Source organism: Mycolicibacter algericus DSM 45454, assembly GCF_002086455.1.
GTDB classification, from domain to species: domain Bacteria; phylum Actinomycetota; class Actinomycetes; order Mycobacteriales; family Mycobacteriaceae; genus Mycobacterium; species Mycobacterium algericum.
On record NZ_MVHC01000023.1, the window covers coordinates 36,532 to 59,060 of the forward strand.

Genomic DNA, 22,529 nt, shown 5'->3' on the forward strand with positions numbered 1-22,529 from the left:
GTTCAGTTATGCTCGCCCGATGGGTGATCCATCGCTGACGACCGAGCTCGGCCGGGTCCTGGTCACCGGGGGCTCCGGTTTCGTCGGGACCAATTTCGTCAAGACGCTGCTTGACCAGGGCTACCAGGTGCGGTCCTTCGACCGGGCGCCGTCGCCGCTGCCCGACCACCCCGGCCTGCAGAAGCTCCAAGGCGACATCTGCGACCCGCAGACCGTCGCCCAGGCGGTCACCGACATCGACACCGTCTTCCACACCGCCGCGATCATCGATCTGCAGGGCGGCGCCAAGGTCACCGACGAGATCCGGCGCCGCAGCTTCGCGGTCAACGTCGACGGCACCAGGAATCTGGTTCAGGCCGGACAGCGGGCCGGGGTGAAGCGCTTCGTCTACACCGCGTCCAACAGTGTCGTGATGGGCGATAAAGCCATCTCCGGTGGCGACGAGAACATGGCCTACACCACCAAGTTCAACGACCTCTACACCGAGACCAAGGTGGTCGCCGAGAAGTTCGTGCTGGGCGAGAACGGCGGCCCGGACGGCCAGGGCATGCTGACGTGTTCGATCCGGCCGTCGGGCATCTGGGGCAACGGCGATCAGACCATGTTCCGCAAGCTGTTCGAAAGCGTGGTGGCCGGTCACGTCAAGGTGCTCATCGGCAGCAAGAACGCCAAACTCGACAACTCCTACGTGCACAACCTGATTCACGGTTTCATTCTGGCCGCACAACATCTTGTTCCGGGTGGAACGGCGCCCGGCCAGGCTTACTTCGTCAACGACGGTGAACCGATCAACATGTTCGAGTTCGCCCGCCCGGTCATGGAGGCGTGCGGCGAGCGCTGGCCGCGATTGCGGGTTTCCGGGCGGATGGTGCGCGATGTGATGGTGGCGTGGCAGTGGCTGCACTTCCGGTTCGGGTTTCCGCAACCGCTGCTGGAACCCGGTGCGGTGGAACGGCTTTACCTCAACAACTACTTCTCGATCGGCAAGGCCCGCCGCGAGCTCGGTTATCAGCCGCTGTTCACCACCGAGCAGGCGATGGCCGACTGCCTGCCCTACTACAAAGAACTCTTCGAGCGGGTCAAGGCCGAAGCGCATCCGCACCTGGCGACCGTGGTGGCCGAGCCGCATCCGGAGTAACCATCGGCTCACCGGCCAGTTTCTCCCAACAGGTACCGCCGACCGCACTTTCACGGAAAGATCGCGTGGGTTGAGGAGGTGCCCGTGAATACGGTGCTGGTGACCGGCGCATTCGGCCTGGTCGGTTCGGCGGTGGTACGACGGCTGGCTGCCGACGGCCGCGGCGTGGTGGCGACCGATCTCGATATCGCGGCCAACCGCGAAGCAGCGGCCAAGCTGCCGAAGTCGGTAGAAGTGCGCTACGCCGACCTCACCGACCCGGCAGCGGTCGACGACCTGGTCAGCGCCGTCCAGCCCGCCGCGATCATCCACTTGGCCGCGGTGATCCCGCCGCTGATCTATCTGCGCCGCGAGCTGGCCCGCAAAGTCAACGTCGAGGCCACCGGTCATCTGCTGGCCGCGGCGACCGCCCAGCCCGACCCGCCCCGCTTCGTGCAGGCCTCCAGCATCGCGGTGTACGGCTCGCGCAACCCGCACACGGTCTCCGGGGTGCTGACCGCCGACACCCCTACCGACCCCGCCGACAGCTACGGCGACCACAAGGTGCAGGCCGAGCGGCTGGTCCGCGACTCGCAGCTGGACTGGGTGATCCTGCGGCTCGGCGGAGTGCTCACCGCCGACCCCGGGCCCTACGCCAAGCTCGACAACCTCTACTTCGAGCAGTTGCTGCCGGCCGACGGCAGACTGCAAACCGTCGACGTCCGTGACGTCGCCGCGGCATTCGTGGCAGCCACCACCGCACCGGTCATCGGCGAGACCCTGCTGATCGGCGGTGACGACACCCACCGCCGGCTCCAGCGCGACGTGGCACCGGCGATGGCCGCCGCGATGGGCTTGGTCAACGGGCTGCCCGCGGGGCTGCCCGGCGACCCCGACAGCGACGACGACTGGTTCAGCACCGACTGGATGGATTCCAGTCGCGCCCAGGACGTTCTCGGCTTCCAACACCACTCGTGGCCACAGATGTTGGCGGAGACGGCGGCGCAGGCCGGCCCGGCGCGCTACCTGCTGCGGGTGGTCGCCCCGCTGGCCCGGCTGGTACTGGGGTGGCGGGCCCCCTACTACCGCTCCGGCAAGAAGTTCGCCGACCCGTGGGGAGCCATCACCGCCAAGTGGGGTGACCCGCGCCCGTGAACTCCGACTTCAGCCCCACCCAGCGACGTGCGCTGGCGGTCTTCACCGTCATCGCGCTGGCGTTCGGCGCGTATTTCCTGCGCACCTTTTTCGTGCTGATCGTGGTGGCCGCGGTGGGCGCCTACCTGTTCACTCCGCTGTTCCGGGTGCTGTGCCGGCGACTGCCGGCGGGGCTGGCGGCCACCGGAACGCTGCTGGCGGCGTTGGTCGCCGTCATCGTGCCGGTCGGGCTGACGATCTTTTTGGCCGTCGTGCAGATCACCCGCACCGCCAATGACGTCGCGGACTGGGTGCAGGCCACCGACCCCAACGCGCTCGGCGACAAGGTGCTCAAGTTCGTCAACGGGCTGCTGGAGCGGATTCCGTTCGTGCACGTCCAGCTGACCATGGACACGTTGCGTGAGGCGATGGTGAACGTGGCGCAGCGCGGCGGGGAGCTGCTGCTGCAGGTCCTGCAGGGCGCCGTGGGGGGCGTCGTCGGGGCGATCACCGCGGCGATCATCTTCTTGTACGTGTTCCTGGCGTTGCTGACCCACCGCGAGGAACTACAGACCCTGATCCGCCAACTCAACCCGCTCGGCGCCGAGGTCACCGATCTGTACCTGGCCAAGATGGGGTCGATGGTGCGCGGCACCGTCGGCGGGCAGTTCGTGATCGCGTTCTGCCAGGGGGTGGCCGGGGCGGCCTCGATCTACATCGGCGGATTCCACCAGGCGTTCTTCATCTTCGCGATCCTGCTGACCGCGTTGTCGGTCATTCCGCTGGGCGGGGGCATCGTGACCATGCCGTTCGGTATCGGCATGGCGCTGTTCGGCAACGTCGTCGGCGGGGTGTTCGTGGTGGCGTTCCACCTGATCGTGGTCACCAACATCGACAATGTGTTGCGCCCGATCCTGGTGCCGCGCGATGCCCGGCTCAATTCGGCGCTGATGCTGCTGGCCGTGTTCGCCGGGATCGGCATGTTCGGCTTCTGGGGCATCGTGATCGGTCCGGTGCTGATGATCATCATCGTCACCACCATCGACGTCTATCTGGCCGTGTATCACGGTGTGGAGATGCAGACCGGCGACGAGGAGCCGAAGAGCCGCCGAAAGTGGCGGCTGCGACGCAAGGCCGCTACGGAGCCAGCCGCTCGGTGAGGAACTCGACGACCCGCTTGCGGGCCTCGTACGCCGGGTGCCCCTCGACCTCCCGTACCTGATCGGTGAGCACCGAGTGCGCCAACCGGGAGATACCGTCCGGGTTGCCGGGTGACGAATCGATCTCGATGACTTCGAATGCGTCACCGAGACGGGCCTTCAGCGTGCCGAAGCGGTCCCGCGGCACCATCCAGTCCTCGCTGAACCGCAACCCGATCGCGCACAGTCCCTCATTGGCGGCGCGGTCGGCGATGACCCCCAACTCGACGTCGGAGAGTCCGGCGTCACGGCGCTGCTTGGGTGTCAACGGAAACGGTACCGACGGTTGGCTGAGCACCGGCGCCAACACCGCGTCGTCGACGGCGGCGGCCAACGCGAAGCCCCCGGTGAAGCACTGTCCGATCACCCCGACGCCCTTGCCGGGGGTGTGCTCGTTGAGGTCGCGGGCCAGCGCCCGCAGGAACGCGGTCACCGGGCGTTGCGCGTTGGTCGCAAACGCGGTGAACTCCCGGGTCACGCAGACCCGCGCCAGCGTGGACGCCGCATAGCCGGGGGTGATCGCTTTGCCCGGCGTGCCGAACAGCGAGGGAATCGCCACGGTGAACCCGTTGTCCACCAGGTGGTTACCCAACCCGAGCACCGCCGGGTGGATGCCGGGGATCTCGGGAATCAGCACCACGCCCGGCCCCTGCCCCTTGCGGTACACGTCGTGGGTGAATCCGCCGCCGGTGAACGGGGTCGGGGTCCAGCCGGTCAGGTCGGCTTCGGGTGCGGTTACGGGCGATCCCTTCGGTGGTCGGACAACGGTGCCTGCGACTGGGTGGCGCCCGCCAGCACGCGGAACTGCTCAGCTCCCCCCGCGCCGGTGATCGCGAGCTGGGCGGCTCCGGCCTTTCCGGTCAGTCGGGTGGTCCACACCGGGTCGCCGTCACCCTGGTACACCACCCAGCGGGTGCCGTCGACGTCCTCGGTGCCGGTCGGATGCAGCCCCGGACGGATCGACTCGACCAACGCGGCCTCGTCGGCGTTGCTCTGGGTCAGGCTGATGTACATCCCGGTCGGGCCGACGTAACCGACCCGCGAGGTGACGGCCCGCAGCCGCTGGCCGGCCGGGTCGGTGCGCCCGTCGGTGATGCTGCCGCGGCTGCCGGAGTTGGGTTGCCAGCCTTCCGGCAGCGCCGGCAGCCGGACCGGGAATCCCAGCGTCTGGGCGTCGGCGTTCAGCGCGGCGACGGCGTCGTAGGACGGCACCGGTCCGGCCGACATGCCACCGGGGCGAAAGGAGCAGGTCCCGGCCAGTCCGGCCAGCAGCAAGCAGGCCAGGACCAGCGGGGCGATCGACCAGAACATGTCGCGGCCGTCCTGCAACAGACGGGGCTTGGCGGGCCTTGGGCCAGGGCGGGATGCCGGAACGGCCGGCTGCGGGGGCTCAGAGGTCACGTTGCCAGTATCCCAGCTCAGTGGTGTTGATCCGGCTCTGGGAGAATCAACAGCCGTGACTGGCATGACGGGACCATCTCGACGAGAAGCTCCGGACCGCAACCTGGCCTTGGAGCTGGTGCGGGTGACCGAGGCCGGCGCCATGGCCGCCGGCCGGTGGGTGGGTCGCGGCGACAAGGAGGGCGGCGACGGCGCGGCCGTCGACGCGATGCGCGAACTGGTGAACTCGGTGTCGATGCGTGGCGTGGTGGTCATCGGCGAGGGCGAGAAGGACCACGCGCCGATGCTCTACAACGGCGAAGAGGTCGGCAACGGCGACGGACCCGACTGCGACTTCGCCGTCGACCCGATCGACGGCACGACCTTGATGAGCAAGGGCATGCCGAACGCCATCTCGGTGCTGGCCGTGGCCGAGCGCGGCGCGATGTTCGACCCGTCGGCGGTGTTCTACATGAACAAGATCGCGGTCGGCCCCGAAGCCGCCGACGTCTTGGACATCACCAAACCGATCGCCGAGAACATCAAGGCCGTCGCCAAGGTCAAGGGCCTGTCCCCGCGCGATATGACGGTGTGCATCCTGGACCGGCCGCGACACGCGCAGCTCATCCACGATGTGCGGGCCGCCGGGGCGCGGATCCGGCTGATCACCGACGGCGACGTGGCCGGGGCGATCGCGGCGTGCCGGCCCGAGTCGGGCACCGACATGCTGGCCGGGATCGGCGGCACCCCCGAGGGCATCATCGCCGCCGCGGCGATCCGCTGCATGGGCGGGGAGATCCAGGCCCAGCTGGCGCCCACCGACGACGCCGAACGCCAGAAGGCCCTGGATGCCGGCTATGACCTCGACGAGGTGCTGACCACCGAACACCTGGTCTCCGGCGACAACGTGTTCTTCTGCGCCACCGGGGTCACCGACGGCGACCTGCTCAACGGGGTGCGCTACTACCCCGGCGGCTGCACCACCCAATCGATCGTGATGCGCTCGAAGTCCGGCACCGTCCGGATGATCGAGGCCTATCACCGGCTGTCGAAGCTCAACGAGTATTCGGCGGTCGACTTCACCGGCGACGCCCACGCCGCCTACCCCCTGCCCTGACGACGTCAAGCGAGGACTGAAGAACCTATGAGCGACACCGAATACCGCATCGAACACGACACCATGGGCGAGGTCCGGGTGCCGGTGAACGCATTGTGGCGCGCACAGACCCAGCGCGCGGTGGAGAACTTCCCGATCTCCGGCCGCGGCTTGGAGCGCACCCAGATCCGGGCGCTCGGCCTACTGAAGGGCGCGTGCGCGCAGGTCAACGCCGACCTGGGCCTGCTGGACCGGGAGAAGGCCGACGCGATCAAGGCCGCGGCCGCCGAGATCGCCGACGGCAAACACGACGACCAGTTCCCCATCGACGTGTTCCAGACCGGTTCGGGCACCAGCTCCAACATGAACACCAACGAGGTGATCGCCTCGATCGCGGCCGCCAACGGGGTGACGGTGCACCCCAACGACGACGTGAACATGTCGCAGTCGTCCAACGACACCTTCCCCACCGCCACCCACATCGCGGCCACCGAAGCCGCGGTGCGCCACCTGATCCCGGCACTGCAGGAGCTGCACGACGCGCTGGCTGCCAAGGCCACGCAGTGGCGCACCGTGGTGAAGTCGGGCCGCACCCACCTGATGGACGCGGTGCCGGTGACGCTGGGCCAGGAGTTCTCCGGCTACGCCCGCCAGATCGAGGCGGGCATCGAAAGGGTGCGCGCCTGCCTTCCCCGGCTGGGTGAGCTCGCGATCGGCGGCACCGCCGTCGGCACCGGCCTCAACGCCCCGGAGGGCTTCGGCGCCAAGGTGGTCGAGGTGCTGGTCGCCGAGACCGGGATCCCCGAGCTGCGCACCGCGGCGAACTCGTTCGAGGCCCAGGCGGCGCGCGACGGCCTGGTCGAGGCGTCCGGGGCGCTGCGCACCATTGCGGTGTCGCTGACCAAGATCGCCAACGATGTTCGCTGGATGGGCTCGGGCCCGCTGACCGGCCTGGCCGAGATTCAGCTGCCCGACCTGCAGCCGGGCAGCTCGATCATGCCGGGGAAGGTGAATCCGGTGCTGCCCGAAGCGGTCACCCAGGTGGCGGCGCAGGTGATCGGCAACGACGCAGCGATCGCCTGGGGCGGTGGCAACGGCGCCTTCGAGCTCAACGTCTACATCCCGATGATGGCCCGCAACACGCTGGAGTCCTTCACGCTGCTGACCAACGTCTCGCGGTTGTTCGCCGAGCGCTGCATCGTCGGGCTGGTCGCCAATGAGGAGCACTTGCGCGAGCTGGCCGAGTCGAGCCCGTCGATCGTGACGCCGCTGAACTCCGCGATCGGCTACGAGGAGGCCGCCGCGGTGGCCAAGCAGGCGCTCAAGGAGCGCAAGACGATCCGCCAGACCGTGATCGACCGCGGCCTGATCGGCGACAAGCTGTCGGAGGCCGAGCTCGACAAGCGTCTCGATGTGTTGGCGATGGCCAAGGTGAAGGACGCCTAAGCAACCTCATGGCCGCCGAACCGGTCGGGTCCGCTGGGCCCGTGGTGGGCCGGGCGGCGATGGCGAAGGTGACTCGTCGCCTGATCCCGTTTCTGGCGCTGCTCTACTTCATCAATTACCTCGACCGCGTCAACATCGGCTTCGCCGGCCCCAACGGCATGAACGACGAGCTCGGCATGACCGCGACGATGTTCGGGTTCGCGTCGGGGATCTTCTTTCTCGGCTACCTGTTGCTGGAGGTTCCCAGCAACATCGCGCTGCATAGGTTCGGCGGCCGGCGCTGGCTGGCCCGGATCATGCTGACGTGGGGGATCGTGAGCACCGCAATCGCTTTCGTCCCCAACGCGACAACGCTGGTGGTGTTGCGGTTCCTGCTCGGGGTGGCCGAGGCCGGCTTCTTCCCGGGCATCATCCTGTATCTCACGTTCTGGTTCCCGGCGAAGCAGCGGTCGCGGGCCATCTCACTTTTCATGGTGGCGGTGCCGGTCTCGACGGCGATCGGATCGACCTTGTCCTCGCTCGTCATCGACTGGGGGCAAGGGGTTTTCGGTCTCGCCGGGTGGCGTTTCATGTTCTTGGCCGAAGGCCTGCCGGCGATCGCTCTTGCGTTCGTGTGCTGGTTCTATCTCACCGACCGCCCGGCGGACGCACACTGGCTCTCCAACGACGAGAAGCACTGGCTGGAAACGACATTGGCGAACGAGCGCGCCGCGACTGAGGCCGGTCGGCACTGGGGGCTCAAGAAGGCACTCAGTCATCCCCGGATGCTGGCGCTGGCGTTCGTCTACTTCGGGATCGTCTACGGGTTGTACGCCGTCGGGTTCTTTCTGCCCAGCATTGTCGCCGGGTTCGAGCAGCAGTACGGCAGCCGGCTGAGTTTGATCGGGCGCGGTATCGTGACCGCGATCCCCTGGGCTGTGGCCGCCGTCGTGATGGTGCCGTGGGCACGGCACGCCGACCGGACCGGCGAACGCGTCTGGCATGTGGCGATCCCGGCGATCATCGGCGGCGTCAGCATCCCCGCGGCGCTCTACATGGCCAACCCGTATCTGGCGATGGCCGCAATCACGGTGTCGACCTGCTCGATCATGTGTGCCATGCCGGTGTTCTGGGCGCTGCCGTCGACGTTCCTGACCGGAGCGGCAGCGGCCGGGGGCATCGCTTTGATCAACTCGCTGGGCAACCTCAGCGGTTTCGGCGGCCCATATGTGACGGGCTGGCTGACCGATCTGACCGGCGACAGCAAGGCCGGATTGTGGGTGATCGGGGCGATGTCCCTCGCCGCGGCCGCGATGGTGGTTGCGCTCGGTTCCGCCCCTACCAGACCAGCGGTGCCAGAAACTTCATCGCGTAACCGCTGACCGCCTTGTCATCTCGCGGATCGAGCACCGACGTCGACACCTGCGCGATCGAAGCGGCCAGGCGCACATGCAGTTCGGCGGCGGCCACCAGGTCGGCGTCGGGCATGGTGGCACCGGCGGCGCGCAACGCCTTGGCCATCGCGCTCGAGGCGCCGGACAGGAAGGTCTCCGCCTCCCGGTACATCCCGGCCATCATCGGTACGCCGCCGTCGAGCCGGAGCAGCTTTCGCACCACAGGATCGGTGGTGAGCAATCGCAATCCGGCGCAGAACGCCGCGACCGCGGCATCGCGCGGCCCGGAGTCCACCGCGACCGTGCGCAGCTGAGTCATCGCGTTGTCGAAGGCCCGGCGGCCCAGCTCGGTGATCAGCGCGTCCCGGGTGGGGAAACGCCGGTACAGGGTGCTGCGGCTGACTCCGGCCTGGCGGGCGATGACGTCGAGGCTGGCGCGCCCCACCCCGACCAGGCCCACCTCTTCTGCGGCCGCCTTGAGAATGGCGGCCTCCTGCTCGGCCGGACTCGCGGTACTTCGTCGCGATGACATCGGAACCAGTGTGTCATCCCATCGGGCAGCCGGGTGCCGCGAAAGAGTCCAGCGCCACCGACCGGTGCAGCTTCACCAGCTTCTCGTACTGCAAACGGTTGTAGGCCAGCGGCACCAGCACGAGTCGATCGGGCAGCACCCGCCACGCCAATTGCGCCAAGTGCGTGTAGAAGTCGAATTCCACGTCGTGGCGGGGCTGCCAACGGAAGCCGGTCAGCTCGCGGACGCCGGGGTGCATGATCCCGAACGAACAGATCTTCACCACCCGGCCGGCTCCCGCGCTGACCACCGACCACAGCGGGCCTGCGGCGGCCCGGACCGGGGCCGGCAGCGCCGACGGCAGCGGCAGCCTGCCCAGGCCGGCGGTGACCCGGTCCAGGAATGGGTTGGCCTGCAGGCCGGTCCGCACCATCTCGTCGTAGTAGGCGGCGGCCTCGGCGTAGGTCGGCGGGAACTTGGCGGCTTTGCCGGGTAGCTCGATGGCCCGGAACGCCTCCAGCAACTGTTGGTAGGCGGCCTCCCGTTCGGCGTCGTTCCACTCGATTCCGGTGACGGGGGTGAACGAATTGAGCGTCACGAACATGCCGCTGACGGCGATCCAGTTCCACAGCCGCGGGCTCAGCGCGCTGTAGCGCACGCCGGCGAAGTCGCCTTTGCCGTGGCCATGGACCTCACGATGCATCCGCTTGAGCCGTTCCCCCTCGGCGGCGCGATCCTCGGCATCACCCCAGATGGCAAGCAGCGCAGAGAATCCGCTGCGGATGGCGCGATCGGTGAAGTTGCGCTCGAAGCGCCCCGTCTTGTCGACCGCGGCAGCCACCGGAACCAGCGCCACCTCGTCGAAGGCCGCGGCGCCGAACAGCCCGGTGAGCACGCTGCCGGAATGCCGGCGGAACTCGGCCATCACGTTGGGGCGAACGCGGGTGGCGCGGTCGATGCTGGTGACTTTGCCGGCCACTGCCGTCATCTGAGGCCTCCTCGACTCTGATGACACAAAGACTATATTTTTGTGTCAAAGTGTCAAGGGTCGCGCGGTGCTGGGGAGATCAAGGCGTGACGATGTTGAACCAGAACGGGAACGTATCCAGCAGCCCCATGAACTCGTCGTAGGCGCCGCGGTTGCCGTCGATGGTGATCCGGTTCGTCGCGATGGCCTCGTCCAGGGTGAGGTACCCCAGCTCGATGTCATCGAGCGTCGTTTTGGTCAGGGTCAAGTTGGCGTCGGCGCCGGGTACCGGTTCGGGCGCGTAGTTGAGCACCGCGTTCTCCACCGTGAGGCCGTACTCGGACTTCAGATCGGTGAACTTCATGTTGAGGGTGATCTTCTTGCCGGCGGCCCTGGGCCCGTTGAGGCGGACCGCCAGATAGTCGAACAACTTCTCCGGGGGCATCGCCCGGATGGTGTCCGGGCTGGCGGTGTCGGTGGCGGCGATGTCGGGTACCCCGTTGCGTAGTTCGGCCGCCCCCTGCAGATACTCAGAACGCCACGGCCCGGACTCGGCCTGGTAGCCGAGTTGCTCGTAGCAGTCCGCCAGCAGGTTCTTGCCGTCGACGCTGTCGGGGTTGGCGAACACGACGTGCTTGAGCACCGTTGCCGCCCAGCGGTAGTTGCCGGCGTCGAAGTCGCCCTTGGCTTTCCGGAGCACGGCGTCCTCTCCGCCCATGTATTCGAGGTACTTGACGGCGGCGTCGGCTGGCGGGAGGTCGTTCAGGTCGGACGGATTGCTGTCATACCAGCCCATGTAGCGCTGGTAGACGGCACGGGAATTGTGGCGCAGTGTGCCGTAATAGCCGCGGTTCGGCCAGAACTCGTTCAGTTCGGGAGGCAGCGCGATCTCTTCGGCGATCTCCGAGCCGATGTATCCGTGGTTCATCAGCCTTACCGACTGGTCGTGGGTGTACTTGTAGAGGTCACGCTGGCGTTTGAAGTAGTCGATGATCTTGGCGTTGCCCCACATCGGCCAGTGGTGGCTCTGGAACTTGACCTCGGCCTGCGCGCCGAAAAGGCGGATCGTTTCGTCGATGAACGCCGCCCAGATGAGCGGGTTGCGCACCTGCGCGCCCCTTAACGTGAGCAGGTTGTGCATGGTGTTGGTGGTGTTCTCCGCCATCCACATCGCCTTGAACTGTGGGAAGAAGGTGTTCATCTCGGTGGGCGCCTCGGTGCCGGGCGTCATCTGAAACACCATCTCGACGCCGTCGACGGTCAGCTTCGTCCCGGTCGTGCTGATGATGTCGGTCGGGATCACCAAGGTGGGTTTGCCGGTCGAAATGGTCTGCCCCAGGCCTGCATTGACCCCGCCCTGGGCGTCGCGCGGCAGCAGCGCGCCGTACATGTAGACCGCGCGGCGCGACATGGCGTTGCCGGCGATCACGTTCTCGTCGACGACGTCTTCGACGAAGTTCGCTGGCGCGATCACCTTGACCTTGCCGGTGTCGACGTCGCCCTGGCTGATGATGCCGCGCACCCCTCCGTAGTGATCGGTGTGCGAATGGCTGTGCACGACGGCGACGATCGGCCGCTCCCCCAGGTGCTGGTTCGCCAGATCCAGTGCGGCATGCGCGGTCTCCGGGGAGATCAACGTGTCGAACACGATCCAGCCGGTGTCGCCTTGGATGAAGGTGATGTTCGACAGGTCGTAGCCGCGCACCTGATAGACGCGGTCGACGACCTTGAACAGGCCGTAGTTCATGCACAGCTGCGCATTGCGCCACAAGCTGGGGTTGACGGTGTCGGGCGCCGGCTTGTCGTCACCGATGAATTTCTTGTAGCTCTCCAACTCCCAGACGACCCTGCCGTCGGCATCTTTGATGGTCAGGGTTTCGGGGCGCGCGATGAGATTGCGCTGGGCGTCCTCGAAGTCGCCGCGGTCGTTGAACGGCAGCGCGTTGCTGACCCCGGCGTTGGCGGCCTTGGTCGCCGCCGTGGCCGGCTTAACCTTGTTGTCGGTCATCACGGCCCCGCCGACAGATAATTTGTCCTCGCATGCAGCGGCTAGCGCGGACGCTGCCGCAGCGGTGGCGCCGACGGCAGCGAAACGACCGAGAATCGCACGTCTGGTGAAGCCAGTCATGCGTGCCGATTCTGTCACGCTCCGTTGTTCGGGCCCCCCGAATTCGCCCCGGCAATATCGGTGATCGGGAAGTTCGGCATCGGCGGCGGCGACGGCGTCGCCGGCAGCGACGGGATGTCGGCGGCCGGGATGTCGTGTAGGTCATTGACCGGCGGCCCGTTCTCCCGGCCGCCGTACACGCTGCCGGGTGCGCGCGGGCCGAGCAGCTCGCCGACGGTAACCATGTGGTAGCCATTGGCTTTGAGCACCGGCAGGAACTGATACACCAGATCGACCGTGGACGAATAGGTGTCGTGAAACAGCACCACCGCGCCGGGCTTGATCTGGGTCATGAGCATGTAGCGGGTGGCGGCGGTGTCGGCGTCGTTGATCCAGTCGAATGGGATGACGTCCCAGAGGATGCCGGCGAGCCCGAAGCTGGCAGCCTGCTGATTCACCGCATCGTCGGTCAGCCCGCCCGGTGGGCGCCACAGCGTCGGCGTGACCCCGGTGGCCGAGCGGATGGCGTCGTTGGCCTTCGCGAACTGCGCGGGCACGTCGGCGGCCGGGATCTCGGTCATGTTCGGGTGTTCCCAGGTGTGGCTGCCGATCTCCATCCCGGCCTCGGCGATCCGCTTGGCGCCCGCGGGGTCGGCCGCGACCTTGTTGCCGATCAAGAAGAAGGTGGCGTGCGCGTCGGCGTCGCCGAGGACCCGCAGCAGCCGGTCGGTGTAAGGCGAGGGCCCGTCGTCGAAGGTCAGTGCCACACACTTGACGACGGCGCAGTCGACCGGGTTCGCCGCGGCCTGGTGCGCGTGACTGGTGCAGGCGCCGAGCACCGCAACGACCATCGCAATGACACCGGCACGCACACGTTTTGCCATTAGTAGTCAGGGGCGCGGCGTCCGCAGAGCAGACCCGGTTCCCCGTCCCCTTTCAATTCATGCGTGCGGCTTTCCCGCACATGGCTCACCGATGATCTTCATGCATTGTCACGCTGCCTTCGGGTAACGGATGGTGCCGCGAACCCGGTGCAGGCCGCCCCCGTTGAACCACTCCTCGGTCCGCAGGTCGGCTTGGCCAGCACGCAGACTACGGCCCCACTTCTTAACCATCAAGCGGAACAGCCCCTTGGTGACATATCAGCCGGCCTGGCGGAACTTGTCTACCGCGGTCGCGGCGGTGAGGCGGTCAACGCGGACCGAGGCAACGGTGGGTCCGCCGGACTCACGGGCATTTCCGATAGTTTCCTCAGCTTCCCCTTGCGCCGGGATCCACAGTGTGGTTACAGTCACATGACGTTACAGGTTGTAATGACAATCCGATAACTCTATTGCACAGGAGGTCGCGACCATGGCAGTCCTACGAGCGGCAGAGACGAGAACTCGCGGCGGCAGTCGTAGTCATGGCACCCTGATCGCCGTAGTGGTCGGTTCTCTCGCGCTCGCGAGTCCGCCACCGGCACTCGCCGGCCAAACCACCAGTCCGCCGGTCATGTTGGCATCAGCGGGATCGATGTCCGCGATCGACGTGAGCAATGTGATCGCAGAGATTCAGAATCAACTCATCGGCGTCAATGGTGCGCTGCCGTTCATGACGCCCGAACGCATCGCCGGACTGCCCAGTTACATCCAGGACATATCGTATTTTCAACTTCTTGGCACTCTCGCCCAAATGAATCCGACCGACCCCACGGTGCGGTTCCCCTACATCACCACCGAAGTCGGCGGAAACCCGATTCAGATCGAAGGCCAGGCCAACCCGGACAACATATTCAATTTCGTCTTCACCCAACCTAACGGAACCTATGTCATTCACTTCGCTCCGGGGTCCGGCACCGTCGACTTCAACATCACTTCACAGTACGATTTCTCACCCAGCAATGTAAACTCACCGCCCGGCGGTGGGCTTCAGCTTGCCGATCTGACCCCGAATGCCGACGGAAGTTATACGATAACCGTCAGCCCCACACCGCATGAGGGCAACTGGATTGATTCTGACGGCGCCACCGGGATCTGGATTCGCGATACCGTCCACGACTGGACTACCAGTCCTGGCGTCGTAACCATCGACCGCACCGACATTGCCGCAACCGATCCCATCTACACCCCGCTCTCTGACAGCGACGTCGCAGCCCTACTCAGCCGGATCGCCGACGAACTGCCCGAACACAACCTCAATTCGCAGGTCTTCTACACCCCTCCTCCCAACTTGCCCACCCCCGACAACGGCGTTATTCCGTTTATACCGACGAACATCAATGGTGGCCTGCCAGGGCAATTCATGTCATTCGGAAATTTCAATCTGGAACCTGGGCAAGCCCTGATCCTCAAGGCCCCCGAGATTGATGCCACGTACTACAACATCCAACTCTCTGACCCGCTGGGTCGTTTGTTGCCATTCCAATACGCGCAGACCAGTCTTAACGATATCCAATCGTTCCAAGCATCAGATGGAAACACCTACTACGTAATCAGCGCCACCAATCCGGGTGTCCCGAACTGGCTGGACACAGGAGGCCTCAGCAGTGGCGGGATATTCCTCCGCATACAAGGACCGGAGGGCCCGATACCGACCGGCCCACTTCAAGCCGAACTGGTTCCGGTAGCCGACATCAGGGACTACTTGCCGACCGACACTCCAGTCGTCACACCGGAGCAGTTCGCTGCGCAACTCGACTTGCGCGCCTTCTCCCTGCAAAACCTGCTGTCGTTGAGCAAAGACTCCAGCTGGATCACCACCACTCTCCAGATCGACGACATCAAGGCTGCAATAGGGTCGGGAACCTTCGATCAGCTGTTCGGGACACAAGATTCCTACGCCCCGCTGGCCGAGCGATTCACCGATGTCTTCGATCCCTCGACTGCCGTGCAGAACATCATCAACAACCCGCTGGGCAGTATGAGCGCGGTCGTGCAATCCCTACCGCAGGCTTTCAAGGAGCTCGAGTACCCCCTGATTTTGGCCATGGCGCGTGGCGCGAAAGCACTAGCCGACACCCTGCAGTCGATGGACGGCGGTATGTCTTCCGGCAACGGCTTCGATCTGTTCTCCGCGTTGATTCAATCCTTCGCGGACCCAGACGGCTTGGCGTCGGTGTTTGCGCAGACCCTCTTCGATCCCGGCACCAGCATCACGGCGGGTCTTCTGAACGCGCGCGACGCCATTCAGTTCGCCTTGGTAACCGGCGTGCACGATACCCCCGGCCTTTGGCAGCTGGCGACGGAAGCGCAGGAATCTCTGGCCCAGATCACCGCGATGTTCAGCCATGACTTTGCGATGGGGATAGACCTCGTTGATCAGTTACTCGGCTTCTAGCGCACCTGGCGGCGCGGAGTTGATGTGCCGCACAACCGAATCAGCGTTTCAGGATGCCGTACAAAAGAAGGTCGGTCAGCGAATCGATGTAGGCATCCAGATCGGACACGTCTCGAATACACATCGCGTGGATCGCCGCACCCGAGACGACGTCGAGCAACGTGCCTGCGTCAACGTGGCGTAACGTTTCGGCGTTGCGCTCCACGAGCGATTCGAATGCCGCGCTGACGCCGACCGAATGTCGCTCACCGAGTTTGGACTTCAGCTCAGGGTCGGAGCGCATGTCGGCCAAGAGACCCGGAAACGCCTCCCTGGCCTCCGGCTGCGACATGAACGCGAGGATGCCGGCGATCGCGCCGGTGATCTCCGAGAACGGTTCCGCTGAAGGCTCTACGTGCGGAGCGCTGGCAGGGTACACAGCGTCATAGACAACGTGGGCCTTTGACGGCCACCGTCGGTAGATCGTCGGTCGGCTAACCCCGGCCGCATCGGCGATCGCATCGATTGAGGTTCCGCGGTAACCGCGTTCGATGAGCAGTCGGCGCGTTGCTGCAAACACTGCCGGGTCGATCTCCGGGTCACGGTAAGGGCCCAGTCGATGCTTGATGTCAGACCGGGCCATGCAGCCTCCGTTAATCACTGGTCCGGCAGTGAGCGGTCGGTATCAGTTGCGCCCCTGCCCGGTACGGAAATGGATCTTCGCCCCTATGATCGCATTTCAGCTGGGTAACCGCCCAACATGTGGATCAATACCCGGGGCCATTCAGCGGGTGCCGCTGCGCTTTCCCGCCGCCCGATGTGCGTGACAACTGTCCTGGGCCCCGCCGGGACGTCAACGCAGATCGGGGCCGTTGATCTCCTCAAGCATCTCGGTGACCAGTGCGGCGATCGGCGAACGCTCACTGCGCAGCAACGTGATGTGCGCGAACAGCGGGTGACCCTTGAGCTTCTCGATCACCGCCGCGATGCCGTCGTGGCGGCCGACCCGAAGGTTGTCGCGCTGGGCGACGTCGTGGGTGAGCACCACCCGCGACCCGGTTCCCAGCCGCGACAACACCGTCAGCAGCACGTTGCGTTCCAGCGACTGTGCCTCGTCGACGATCACGAACGAGTCGTGCAGTGAGCGGCCCCGGATGTGGGTCAGCGGCAGCACCTCGAGCATGCCGCGCGACAGCACCTCCTCGAGCACCGCCGGACTGGCCAGGCCCTCCAGGGTGTCGAACACCGCCTGGGCCCACGGCCCCATCTTCTCGTTCTCGCTGCCGGGCAGGTAGCCCAGTTCCTGGCCGCCGACGGCGTAGAGCGGACGGAACACCACGACCTTGCGCTGGGTCCGCCGCTCCAGGACGGCCTCCAGGCCGGCGCACAGCGCCAGCGCGGATTTGCCGGTGCCCGCCTTGCCGCCGAGCGAGACGATGCCGACCGATTCGTCGAGCAGCAGATCCAGCGCGACGCGCTGCTCGGCGGAGCGCCCGCGCAGGCCGAAGGCCTCCCGGTCACCCCGGACCAACTGCACCCGCTTGGCGGCATTGACCCGGCCCAAGGCGTGCGAGCTGCCGCCGAGCAGCCGTACCCCGGTATGGCACGGCAGGTCTCGCGCCGCGGCCAGGTCGATCTCGCCCTCGTCGAACAGCGCGTCGATGTCGTCGACGGATGCCTCGACCTCGTCCATCCCGGTCCAGCCGGAGACGATGACGTCCTGGGCGTGGTATTCGTCAGCGGCCAGACCCACCGCAGCGGCCTTGACCCGCAACGGAATGTCCTTGCTCACCAACGTAACTCGCCGTCCCTCGGCGGCGAGGTTGGCGGCGCAGGTCAGGATCCGCGAGTCGTTGTCCTCGGTGCGAAACCCTGAGGGCAACACCGCAGGATCGCTGTGGTTGAGTTCGACGTGCAACGTACCGCCCTGTGTCCCAACGGGGATGGGCTGATCAAGACGACCGTGCTCCAATCGCATGTCGTCGAACAGGCGCAGCGCCTGGCGAGCGAACCAGCCGAGCTCATGGTGGTGGCGTTTGGCCTCCAGCTCGCTGATCACCACCAGCGGGACGACGACCTCGTGTTCGGCGAACCGGGTGCAGGCCCACGGGTCCGACAGCAGCACAGAGGTGTCGAGCACGTACGTCCGGATATCAGGCACTGAGCGCTCCAGCGGTGAGGGCGCGCGCGACCCCGCGCGAGCAGATCGACGGGGAACGCAGCACCAGAACCGGGGCCGGTCCTGTCGTGGTCACGACCGGTGGTGCCGCCTAGACGGCAGAGCGTGTGGCTAGCCATCGCTTGCGACGGTACCCCCGTCGGCGCGTGCGCGCCGCGCAGGCGCGCCGGAGCCCGTCAGCTGACGGCGAACGCCTTCAAATCGGGGTGCGCGGCCAGGCCCCAGGCGCTGATCCGGTCCGAGATCACCCGGCGCAGTTGGTCGGGCCCGAAGATCCCGGCTTCGGCGATTCCGGCCTGCCGGTCGGCGTAGGCGTCGATATCGGCGCCGATGACCTTCAACTCGCCGGCCCGGGCGGCGATGGCGGCCACCGTCTCGTCGTGCACGTAGTCCAGGCAGTGCGCGACCAGGTTGGCGAAAAACTCCTCGTGGCGCTCCTCGTCACCAGCGATCCGGTTGATCAGGCCCTTGAGTACCGGTTCCTCGATCTGTTCGGCCAGGTTGCGGCAGAACTCGGCGCAGGAGCGCTCGTAGAAGGCCATGAACACCAGCGTCTCGACCTGGCTGTACCGGTCGGCGCGGTAGCCCTTCTGCACATGCTCCATGCGGACGCGCTCGTTGGCGTCCGGGTCGATCTCCCGGGTGACCATCAGGTATTCGCGAAGTGCGATGGCGTGCAGGTGCTCTTCGGCGGTCCACCGGCCGATCCAGCGCCCCCACTTGTCCTCGAGGATGAAGTGCTCGACGAATTCGCGGTGGTAGCCGGCCAGGCTGTCCTTCTCGATGAGCAGGATCTCGCAGGCGTCGGTGATCACCGTGGGCAGGCTCACCTGCGACGGGTCCCAGTCCTTGCCGCCGAGGAAGGCGAAGTTCTCGCCCTGCTCGAACGGCACGAAGTCGTGCGCGTACCAGGGGTCCACGGTGTCGATGTGGCGGACCATGTTCGCGGCGACAACCGGCTCCAGCTCGCGAATCAGCGCGTTAGCAACGGGACGTTCAGCCATAAAAGTAACTGTAACCCGAATTCACACTATCTTGTCAACTCGGGTGCGGCGTGTCCGGAACCGCGCGCACCCGCTCAGGCGAGCTTCCAGTCCTCCAGGCCGTCATAGAGCGGGAAGTCCTGCGCCAGCTTGGTGACCCGGGACCGCAGCGCCGAGATGTCGGCACCCGATCCAGCCGCCAGTGCGGTGGCGATGATATCGGCGACCTCGGTGAATTCGGTGTCGCCGAAACCGCGGGCCGCCAGCGCCGGGGTGCCGACCCGCAGCCCGGAGGTGACCATCGGCGGGCGCGGGTCGTTGGGGACGGCGTTGCGGTTGACGGTGATGCCGACCTCGTGCAGCAGATCCTCGGCCATCTGGCCGTCCAGCGGCGAGTCCCGCAGGTCGACGAGCACCAGGTGCACGTCGGTGCCGCCGCTGACCACCGACACCCCGGCCTTGGCCACGTCGGCGGCCAGCAGCCGCTCGGCGATGATCCTGGCGCCGGAGAGCACCCGCTGCTGGCGCTCGGCGAACTCGGGGGTGCCGGCGATCTTCAGCGCGACGGCCTTGGCGGCGATCACGTGCATCAGCGGACCGCCTTGCTGACCGGGGAAGACCGCCGAGTTGATCTGCTTGGCGAACTCCTTCTTGCCGACGATCAGCCCGGAGCGCGGCCCGCCGAGGGTCTTGTGCACGGTGGTCGAGACCACCTGGGCGTGCGGCACCGGCGATGGGTGCAGCCCGGCGGCGACCAACCCGGCGAAGTGCGCCATGTCCACCCACAGTGTGGCGTCCACCTCGGCGGCGATCGCAGCGAAGGCTTCGAAGTCGAGGATGCGCGGGTAGGCCGACCAGCCGGCGATGATCACCTTCGGTTTGAACTCCAGCGCCTGCGCGCGGACCACATCCATGTCGACGCGGTGGGTCACCGGGTCCACGCCGTAGAAGGCGTTCTCGTAGAGCTTGCCGGAGAAGTTCAGCCGCATCCCGTGGGTCAGGTGTCCGCCGTTGGCCAGGTCCAGGCCGAGCAGTCGCTCCCCCGGTTCCATCAGCGCCTGCAGCACCGCGGCGTTGGCCTGGGCGCCCGAGTGCGGCTGGACGTTGGCGAACTCCGCGTCGAACAGTTCCTTGGCGCGGTCGCGGGCGATGTTCTCCACCACGTCGACGTGTTCACACCCGCCGTAATAGCGCCGGCCCGGCAGACCCTCGGCGTATTTGTTGGTCAGCACGCTGCCGTGTGCCTGCAGTACCGCGCGCGGCACGAAGTTCTCCGACGCGATCATCTCCAGGGTGTCGCGCTGGCGCCCCAGTTCCTTGCCGAGCAGCTCGGCGATGTCCGGGTCGAGCTCGGCCAGCGGCGTAGACATCGTGGAGGCAGGGCGAGAATCCGGTGTGGCAGTCACGGGCGCAAGTCTATCGAGCGGGTCGCCCCCCGCCGGACGCGCTATCCGTTCAGTTCCGCACGCAGGCTCGACGGGATTAGCGGCTCGTCGAGCAGCCGCCCAAACCGCCCGGTGAGGCTCGCCGCGGCCGGCCGGCAGTCCAGCCAGGCGCGCAGCAGCCGATAGCCCTCCACGTAGGTCGAGGTGTAGGCCCGCCACAGCGGTGACGACAAGAACCGCATGCTCTGGCGGGCCCGATCGTCGGTGACCAGCAGCCAGCGGCGCAGATGGTCGACCACCTCGTCGACGTCGCGACGCTCGTCGTGCAGCATCAGCGCCGCATCCTGGCGCACCTCGGCGAGCGCCGCGGCTGCCTCCGACACCGCCTCGGCCCGTTCACCATCGAACCGCAGCCCCAGGTCGGCGTAGATCTCTTCGGCCCAACCGCCCCAACCGGGCCCGACCGCGGCGTACAGCGCCAGGTCGGCCAGTCCCTCGGCCATCAGACACTGCGGGGTGTTGACCAGAAAAATCGTCTGCTCGGCCTGGCCCAGCTGCGAGACCAGCCCGGCCTCTTTGCGGCAGTGCTCGGTGTGGTGGCCTGGGTAGGACTCATGGGCGACCAGTCGGGGCAGATTCGACATGAGCTGTTTGAGGTCGGCGTTGACGGCCACCGTGGAGCGGTAGTCGCCGCGGTAGTAGTTGAACCCCGACCACGGCTTGTCGGTGACGACCTCGTAGCTGATGACCTCGGTCTCCGGCAGCGGGAACTGTGTGCGGACCCGGTCACGCAGCGCCGAGGAGAAGGCGTGGATAGCCGCTTCGAGCCGCTCGGGCGGAATCTCTTCGGCGCGGCGGTGTGCGGCCATTCGCTCGGCCAACGGCCCGGTTCCGCCCAGCGCTTCGTCCAGCCGGGCGTGGGCTTGACGGTAGCGGTCGGTGTCTCCCCTGCCGATGCCGGTGAGGTCGAAGTACTCGCGCACCTCGTCGATGAAACCGACCTGCTCCCCGGCGAACCTGCGGCCCGCACACGCCAGCGCCCGCAGATGCACCCGCAGGTAGTCGGCGCGCGCCGCCTCAAGACCACCCGGCAGTTCGGTGAGCAGCTTCTCGGCCTGCTGGGACAGCACCGCCGGGTCGGGCATCGGCTCGTTCTCGACCAGCCGGCGCAGCGCCGGGTCACCGGTGAAGGCGTCGACATAACCCGGCTCGATCCGGTCGAAGCGCAGACCGAGCAGCAGGTATTCACGGATCAAGGCAGCGGGCTCCATACCCGATCAGGCTAACCGTCGAGCCTGCTGCAAGACTGTATGGTCATGCGGCGGCTTAGCGAGCCGAGTCCCTACGTGGAGTTCGACCGACGTCAATGGCGGACGCTGCGTATGTCGACGCCGATGCCGCTCACCGAAGAAGAGGTCGTGGCGCTGCGCGGTCTCGGTGAGCAGGTCGACCTGCTCGAGGTCGAAGAGGTCTATCTGCCACTGGCCCGGCTGCTGCACCTGCAAGTCGCCGCCCGCCAGCAACTGTTCGCCGCCACCGCGGAGTTCCTCGGCGAGAACGACCAGAGCCCGGACCGCCCGGTGCCGTTCATCATCGGGGTGGCCGGCAGCGTGGCCGTCGGCAAGTCGACGACGGCCCGCGTGCTGCAGGCCTTGTTGGCCCGCTGGGACCGCCACCCGCGGGTGGACCTGGTCACCACCGACGGGTTCCTCTACCCCAACCAGGAGTTGGAACGCCGGAACCTGATGCACCGCAAAGGGTTTCCGGAAAGCTATAACCGGCGCGCGCTGATGCGCTTCGTCACCTCGGTGAAGTCCGGCGCCGACTACGCGTGCGCGCCGGTGTATTCACACCTGAGCTATGACATCGTCGCGGGCGCCAAACAAGTGGTCCGTCACCCCGACATCTTGATCCTCGAGGGTCTCAATGTGCTGCAGACCGGGCCCACGCTGATGGTCTCGGACCTGTTCGACTTCTCGTTGTACGTCGATGCCCGGGTCGAAGACATCGAGCACTGGTACGTCTCCCGGTTCCTGGCGATGCGTTCCACCTCCTTCGCCCATCCCGAGTCTCACTTCCACCACTACGCGGGCCTCAACGACCAGCAGGCGGTGGCCGCCGCCCGCGACATCTGGCGCTCCATCAACCGTCCCAACCTGGTCGAGAACATCCTGCCGACCCGGCCCCGGGCGACCCTGGTGCTGCGCAAAGACGCCGATCACTCCATCAACCGGCTGCGGCTGCGCAAGCTGTAAAACGCGGTTAAGGCTGCGTCGCGGTACCCGGCTGCGGCTGCGGCGGTTCCGGTGCCGGCGGAGGCGGCGGCAACTCAGGTGCCGGCGGTGGGGGTGGTGG

The 22,529-nt window shown here is 66.6% G+C and carries 19 protein-coding genes; 8 read left to right on the forward strand and 11 right to left on the reverse strand.

All coding sequences use genetic code 11. The annotated features are described in order from the left end of the window. Positions 1–19: 19 nt before the first annotated feature. The 3 genes from BST10_RS17335 (at position 20) to BST10_RS17345 (ending at position 3,411) form a co-directional block, all read left to right on the forward strand. Positions 20–1,138: a 3-beta-hydroxysteroid dehydrogenase gene (locus BST10_RS17335; protein ID WP_083039357.1), complete on the forward strand. Its 1,119-nt coding sequence runs from the start codon at positions 20–22 to the stop codon at positions 1,136–1,138. A gap of 84 nt (positions 1,139–1,222) precedes the next feature. After that, complete coding sequence (locus tag BST10_RS17340; RefSeq protein WP_083039405.1) at positions 1,223–2,272, forward strand: NAD-dependent epimerase/dehydratase family protein; 1,050 nt, start codon at positions 1,223–1,225, stop codon at positions 2,270–2,272. Then, positions 2,269–3,411 carry an AI-2E family transporter gene (locus BST10_RS17345; protein ID WP_083039359.1) on the forward strand — a complete coding sequence of 381 codons (1,143 nt, stop codon included), beginning with the start codon at positions 2,269–2,271 and terminating at the stop codon, positions 3,409–3,411. Before BST10_RS17340 ends, BST10_RS17345 begins: the two co-directional genes overlap by 4 nt. Here the strand turns inward: BST10_RS17345 and BST10_RS17350 are convergent. Beyond that, on the reverse strand, positions 3,389–4,168 hold the full coding sequence (locus BST10_RS17350; RefSeq protein ID WP_083039360.1) for a dienelactone hydrolase family protein: 780 nt from the start codon (positions 4,166–4,168) through the stop codon (positions 3,389–3,391). The genes BST10_RS17345 and BST10_RS17350 overlap by 23 nt on opposite strands. A 17-nt stretch (positions 4,169–4,185) precedes the next feature. After that, positions 4,186–4,851: a DUF4245 domain-containing protein gene (locus BST10_RS17355; protein WP_083039362.1), complete on the reverse strand. Its 666-nt coding sequence runs from the start codon at positions 4,849–4,851 to the stop codon at positions 4,186–4,188. Between the two features lie 64 nt (positions 4,852–4,915). Here BST10_RS17355 and glpX point away from each other — a divergent pair, with 64 nt between their 5' ends. The 3 genes from glpX to BST10_RS17370 are packed head-to-tail and all read left to right on the forward strand — an operon-like array spanning position 4,916 to position 8,733. Continuing rightward, positions 4,916–5,947, forward strand: a complete 1,032-nt coding sequence (gene glpX / locus BST10_RS17360) for a class II fructose-bisphosphatase (protein WP_174813628.1) — start codon at positions 4,916–4,918, stop codon at positions 5,945–5,947. Between the two features lie 27 nt (positions 5,948–5,974). Continuing rightward, positions 5,975–7,372, forward strand: coding sequence for a class II fumarate hydratase (locus tag BST10_RS17365; protein ID WP_083039366.1), 1,398 nt, complete (start codon positions 5,975–5,977; stop codon positions 7,370–7,372). A gap of 8 nt (positions 7,373–7,380) precedes the next feature. Then, complete coding sequence (locus tag BST10_RS17370; RefSeq protein ID WP_083039368.1) at positions 7,381–8,733, forward strand: MFS transporter; 1,353 nt, start codon at positions 7,381–7,383, stop codon at positions 8,731–8,733. Here BST10_RS17370 and BST10_RS17375 read toward each other — a convergent pair. The 4 genes from BST10_RS17375 to BST10_RS17390 form a co-directional block, all read right to left on the reverse strand. Next, positions 8,690–9,277, reverse strand: a complete 588-nt coding sequence (locus tag BST10_RS17375) for a TetR/AcrR family transcriptional regulator (RefSeq protein WP_083039370.1) — start codon at positions 9,275–9,277, stop codon at positions 8,690–8,692. The genes BST10_RS17370 and BST10_RS17375 overlap by 44 nt on opposite strands. Positions 9,278–9,290: 13 nt before the next feature. Beyond that, positions 9,291–10,244 carry an oxygenase MpaB family protein gene (locus tag BST10_RS17380; protein ID WP_083039372.1) on the reverse strand — a complete coding sequence of 318 codons (954 nt, stop codon included), beginning with the start codon at positions 10,242–10,244 and terminating at the stop codon, positions 9,291–9,293. Between the two features lie 79 nt (positions 10,245–10,323). Further along, positions 10,324–12,231 (reverse strand): alkyl/aryl-sulfatase, encoded by a 1,908-nt coding sequence (locus tag BST10_RS17385; RefSeq protein WP_235673542.1) that lies wholly within the window; start codon positions 12,229–12,231, stop codon positions 10,324–10,326. Between the two features lie 134 nt (positions 12,232–12,365). Continuing rightward, positions 12,366–13,214 (reverse strand): polysaccharide deacetylase family protein, encoded by an 849-nt coding sequence (locus BST10_RS17390; protein ID WP_083039376.1) that lies wholly within the window; start codon positions 13,212–13,214, stop codon positions 12,366–12,368. Positions 13,215–13,845: 631 nt separating this feature from the next. Here BST10_RS17390 and BST10_RS17400 point away from each other — a divergent pair. Then, positions 13,846–15,648 (forward strand): DUF1214 domain-containing protein, encoded by a 1,803-nt coding sequence (locus BST10_RS17400; RefSeq protein ID WP_083039378.1) that lies wholly within the window; start codon positions 13,846–13,848, stop codon positions 15,646–15,648. Between the two features lie 40 nt (positions 15,649–15,688). On the opposite strand, the gene BST10_RS17405 is transcribed toward BST10_RS17400, so the two are convergent. The 5 genes from BST10_RS17405 to BST10_RS17425 form a co-directional block, all read right to left on the reverse strand. Continuing rightward, complete coding sequence (locus tag BST10_RS17405) at positions 15,689–16,270, reverse strand: TetR/AcrR family transcriptional regulator (RefSeq protein ID WP_083039380.1); 582 nt, start codon at positions 16,268–16,270, stop codon at positions 15,689–15,691. Positions 16,271–16,480: 210 nt separating this feature from the next. After that, on the reverse strand, positions 16,481–17,788 hold the full coding sequence (locus BST10_RS17410; protein WP_083039382.1) for an RNA 5'-3' helicase PhoH2: 1,308 nt from the start codon (positions 17,786–17,788) through the stop codon (positions 16,481–16,483). Positions 17,789–17,982: 194 nt separating this feature from the next. Then, positions 17,983–18,810 carry an acyl-ACP desaturase gene (locus BST10_RS17415; RefSeq protein WP_083039384.1) on the reverse strand — a complete coding sequence of 276 codons (828 nt, stop codon included), beginning with the start codon at positions 18,808–18,810 and terminating at the stop codon, positions 17,983–17,985. A 74-nt stretch (positions 18,811–18,884) separates the two neighbouring features. Beyond that, complete coding sequence (gene glyA, locus BST10_RS17420) at positions 18,885–20,159, reverse strand: serine hydroxymethyltransferase (protein ID WP_013827981.1); 1,275 nt, start codon at positions 20,157–20,159, stop codon at positions 18,885–18,887. Positions 20,160–20,236: 77 nt separating this feature from the next. After that, positions 20,237–21,445, reverse strand: coding sequence for a DUF885 domain-containing protein (locus BST10_RS17425; RefSeq protein WP_083039386.1), 1,209 nt, complete (start codon positions 21,443–21,445; stop codon positions 20,237–20,239). 45 nt (positions 21,446–21,490) lie between these two features. On the opposite strand from BST10_RS17425, the gene coaA reads away from it, so the two are divergent. Then, positions 21,491–22,429, forward strand: coding sequence for a type I pantothenate kinase (gene coaA / locus BST10_RS17430; RefSeq protein WP_083039406.1), 939 nt, complete (start codon positions 21,491–21,493; stop codon positions 22,427–22,429). The last annotated feature ends 100 nt before the right edge of the window (positions 22,430–22,529 follow it).

Excerpts from the sequence above, each read along its gene's own strand:
- BST10_RS17335 (WP_083039357.1), top strand. The coding sequence starts at position 20 with ATGGGTGATCCATCGCTGACGACCGAGCTCGGCCGGGTCCTGGTCACC.
- glpX (WP_174813628.1), top strand. The coding sequence starts at position 4,916 with ATGACGGGACCATCTCGACGAGAAGCTCCGGACCGCAACCTGGCCTTG.
- BST10_RS17365 (WP_083039366.1), top strand. The coding sequence starts at position 5,975 with ATGAGCGACACCGAATACCGCATCGAACACGACACCATGGGCGAGGTC.
- BST10_RS17370 (WP_083039368.1), top strand. The coding sequence starts at position 7,381 with ATGGCCGCCGAACCGGTCGGGTCCGCTGGGCCCGTGGTGGGCCGGGCG.
- BST10_RS17375 (WP_083039370.1), bottom strand. The coding sequence starts at position 9,277 with ATGTCATCGCGACGAAGTACCGCGAGTCCGGCCGAGCAGGAGGCCGCC.
- BST10_RS17380 (WP_083039372.1), bottom strand. The coding sequence starts at position 10,244 with ATGACGGCAGTGGCCGGCAAAGTCACCAGCATCGACCGCGCCACCCGC.
- BST10_RS17385 (WP_235673542.1), bottom strand. The coding sequence starts at position 12,231 with ATGACCGACAACAAGGTTAAGCCGGCCACGGCGGCGACCAAGGCCGCC.
- BST10_RS17390 (WP_083039376.1), bottom strand. The coding sequence starts at position 13,214 with ATGGCAAAACGTGTGCGTGCCGGTGTCATTGCGATGGTCGTTGCGGTG.
- BST10_RS17400 (WP_083039378.1), top strand. The coding sequence starts at position 13,846 with ATGTCCGCGATCGACGTGAGCAATGTGATCGCAGAGATTCAGAATCAA.
- BST10_RS17405 (WP_083039380.1), bottom strand. The coding sequence starts at position 16,270 with ATGGCCCGGTCTGACATCAAGCATCGACTGGGCCCTTACCGTGACCCG.
- BST10_RS17415 (WP_083039384.1), bottom strand. The coding sequence starts at position 18,810 with ATGGCTGAACGTCCCGTTGCTAACGCGCTGATTCGCGAGCTGGAGCCG.
- glyA (WP_013827981.1), bottom strand. The coding sequence starts at position 20,159 with ATGTCTACGCCGCTGGCCGAGCTCGACCCGGACATCGCCGAGCTGCTC.
- BST10_RS17425 (WP_083039386.1), bottom strand. The coding sequence starts at position 21,445 with ATGGAGCCCGCTGCCTTGATCCGTGAATACCTGCTGCTCGGTCTGCGC.
- coaA (WP_083039406.1), top strand. The coding sequence starts at position 21,491 with ATGCGGCGGCTTAGCGAGCCGAGTCCCTACGTGGAGTTCGACCGACGT.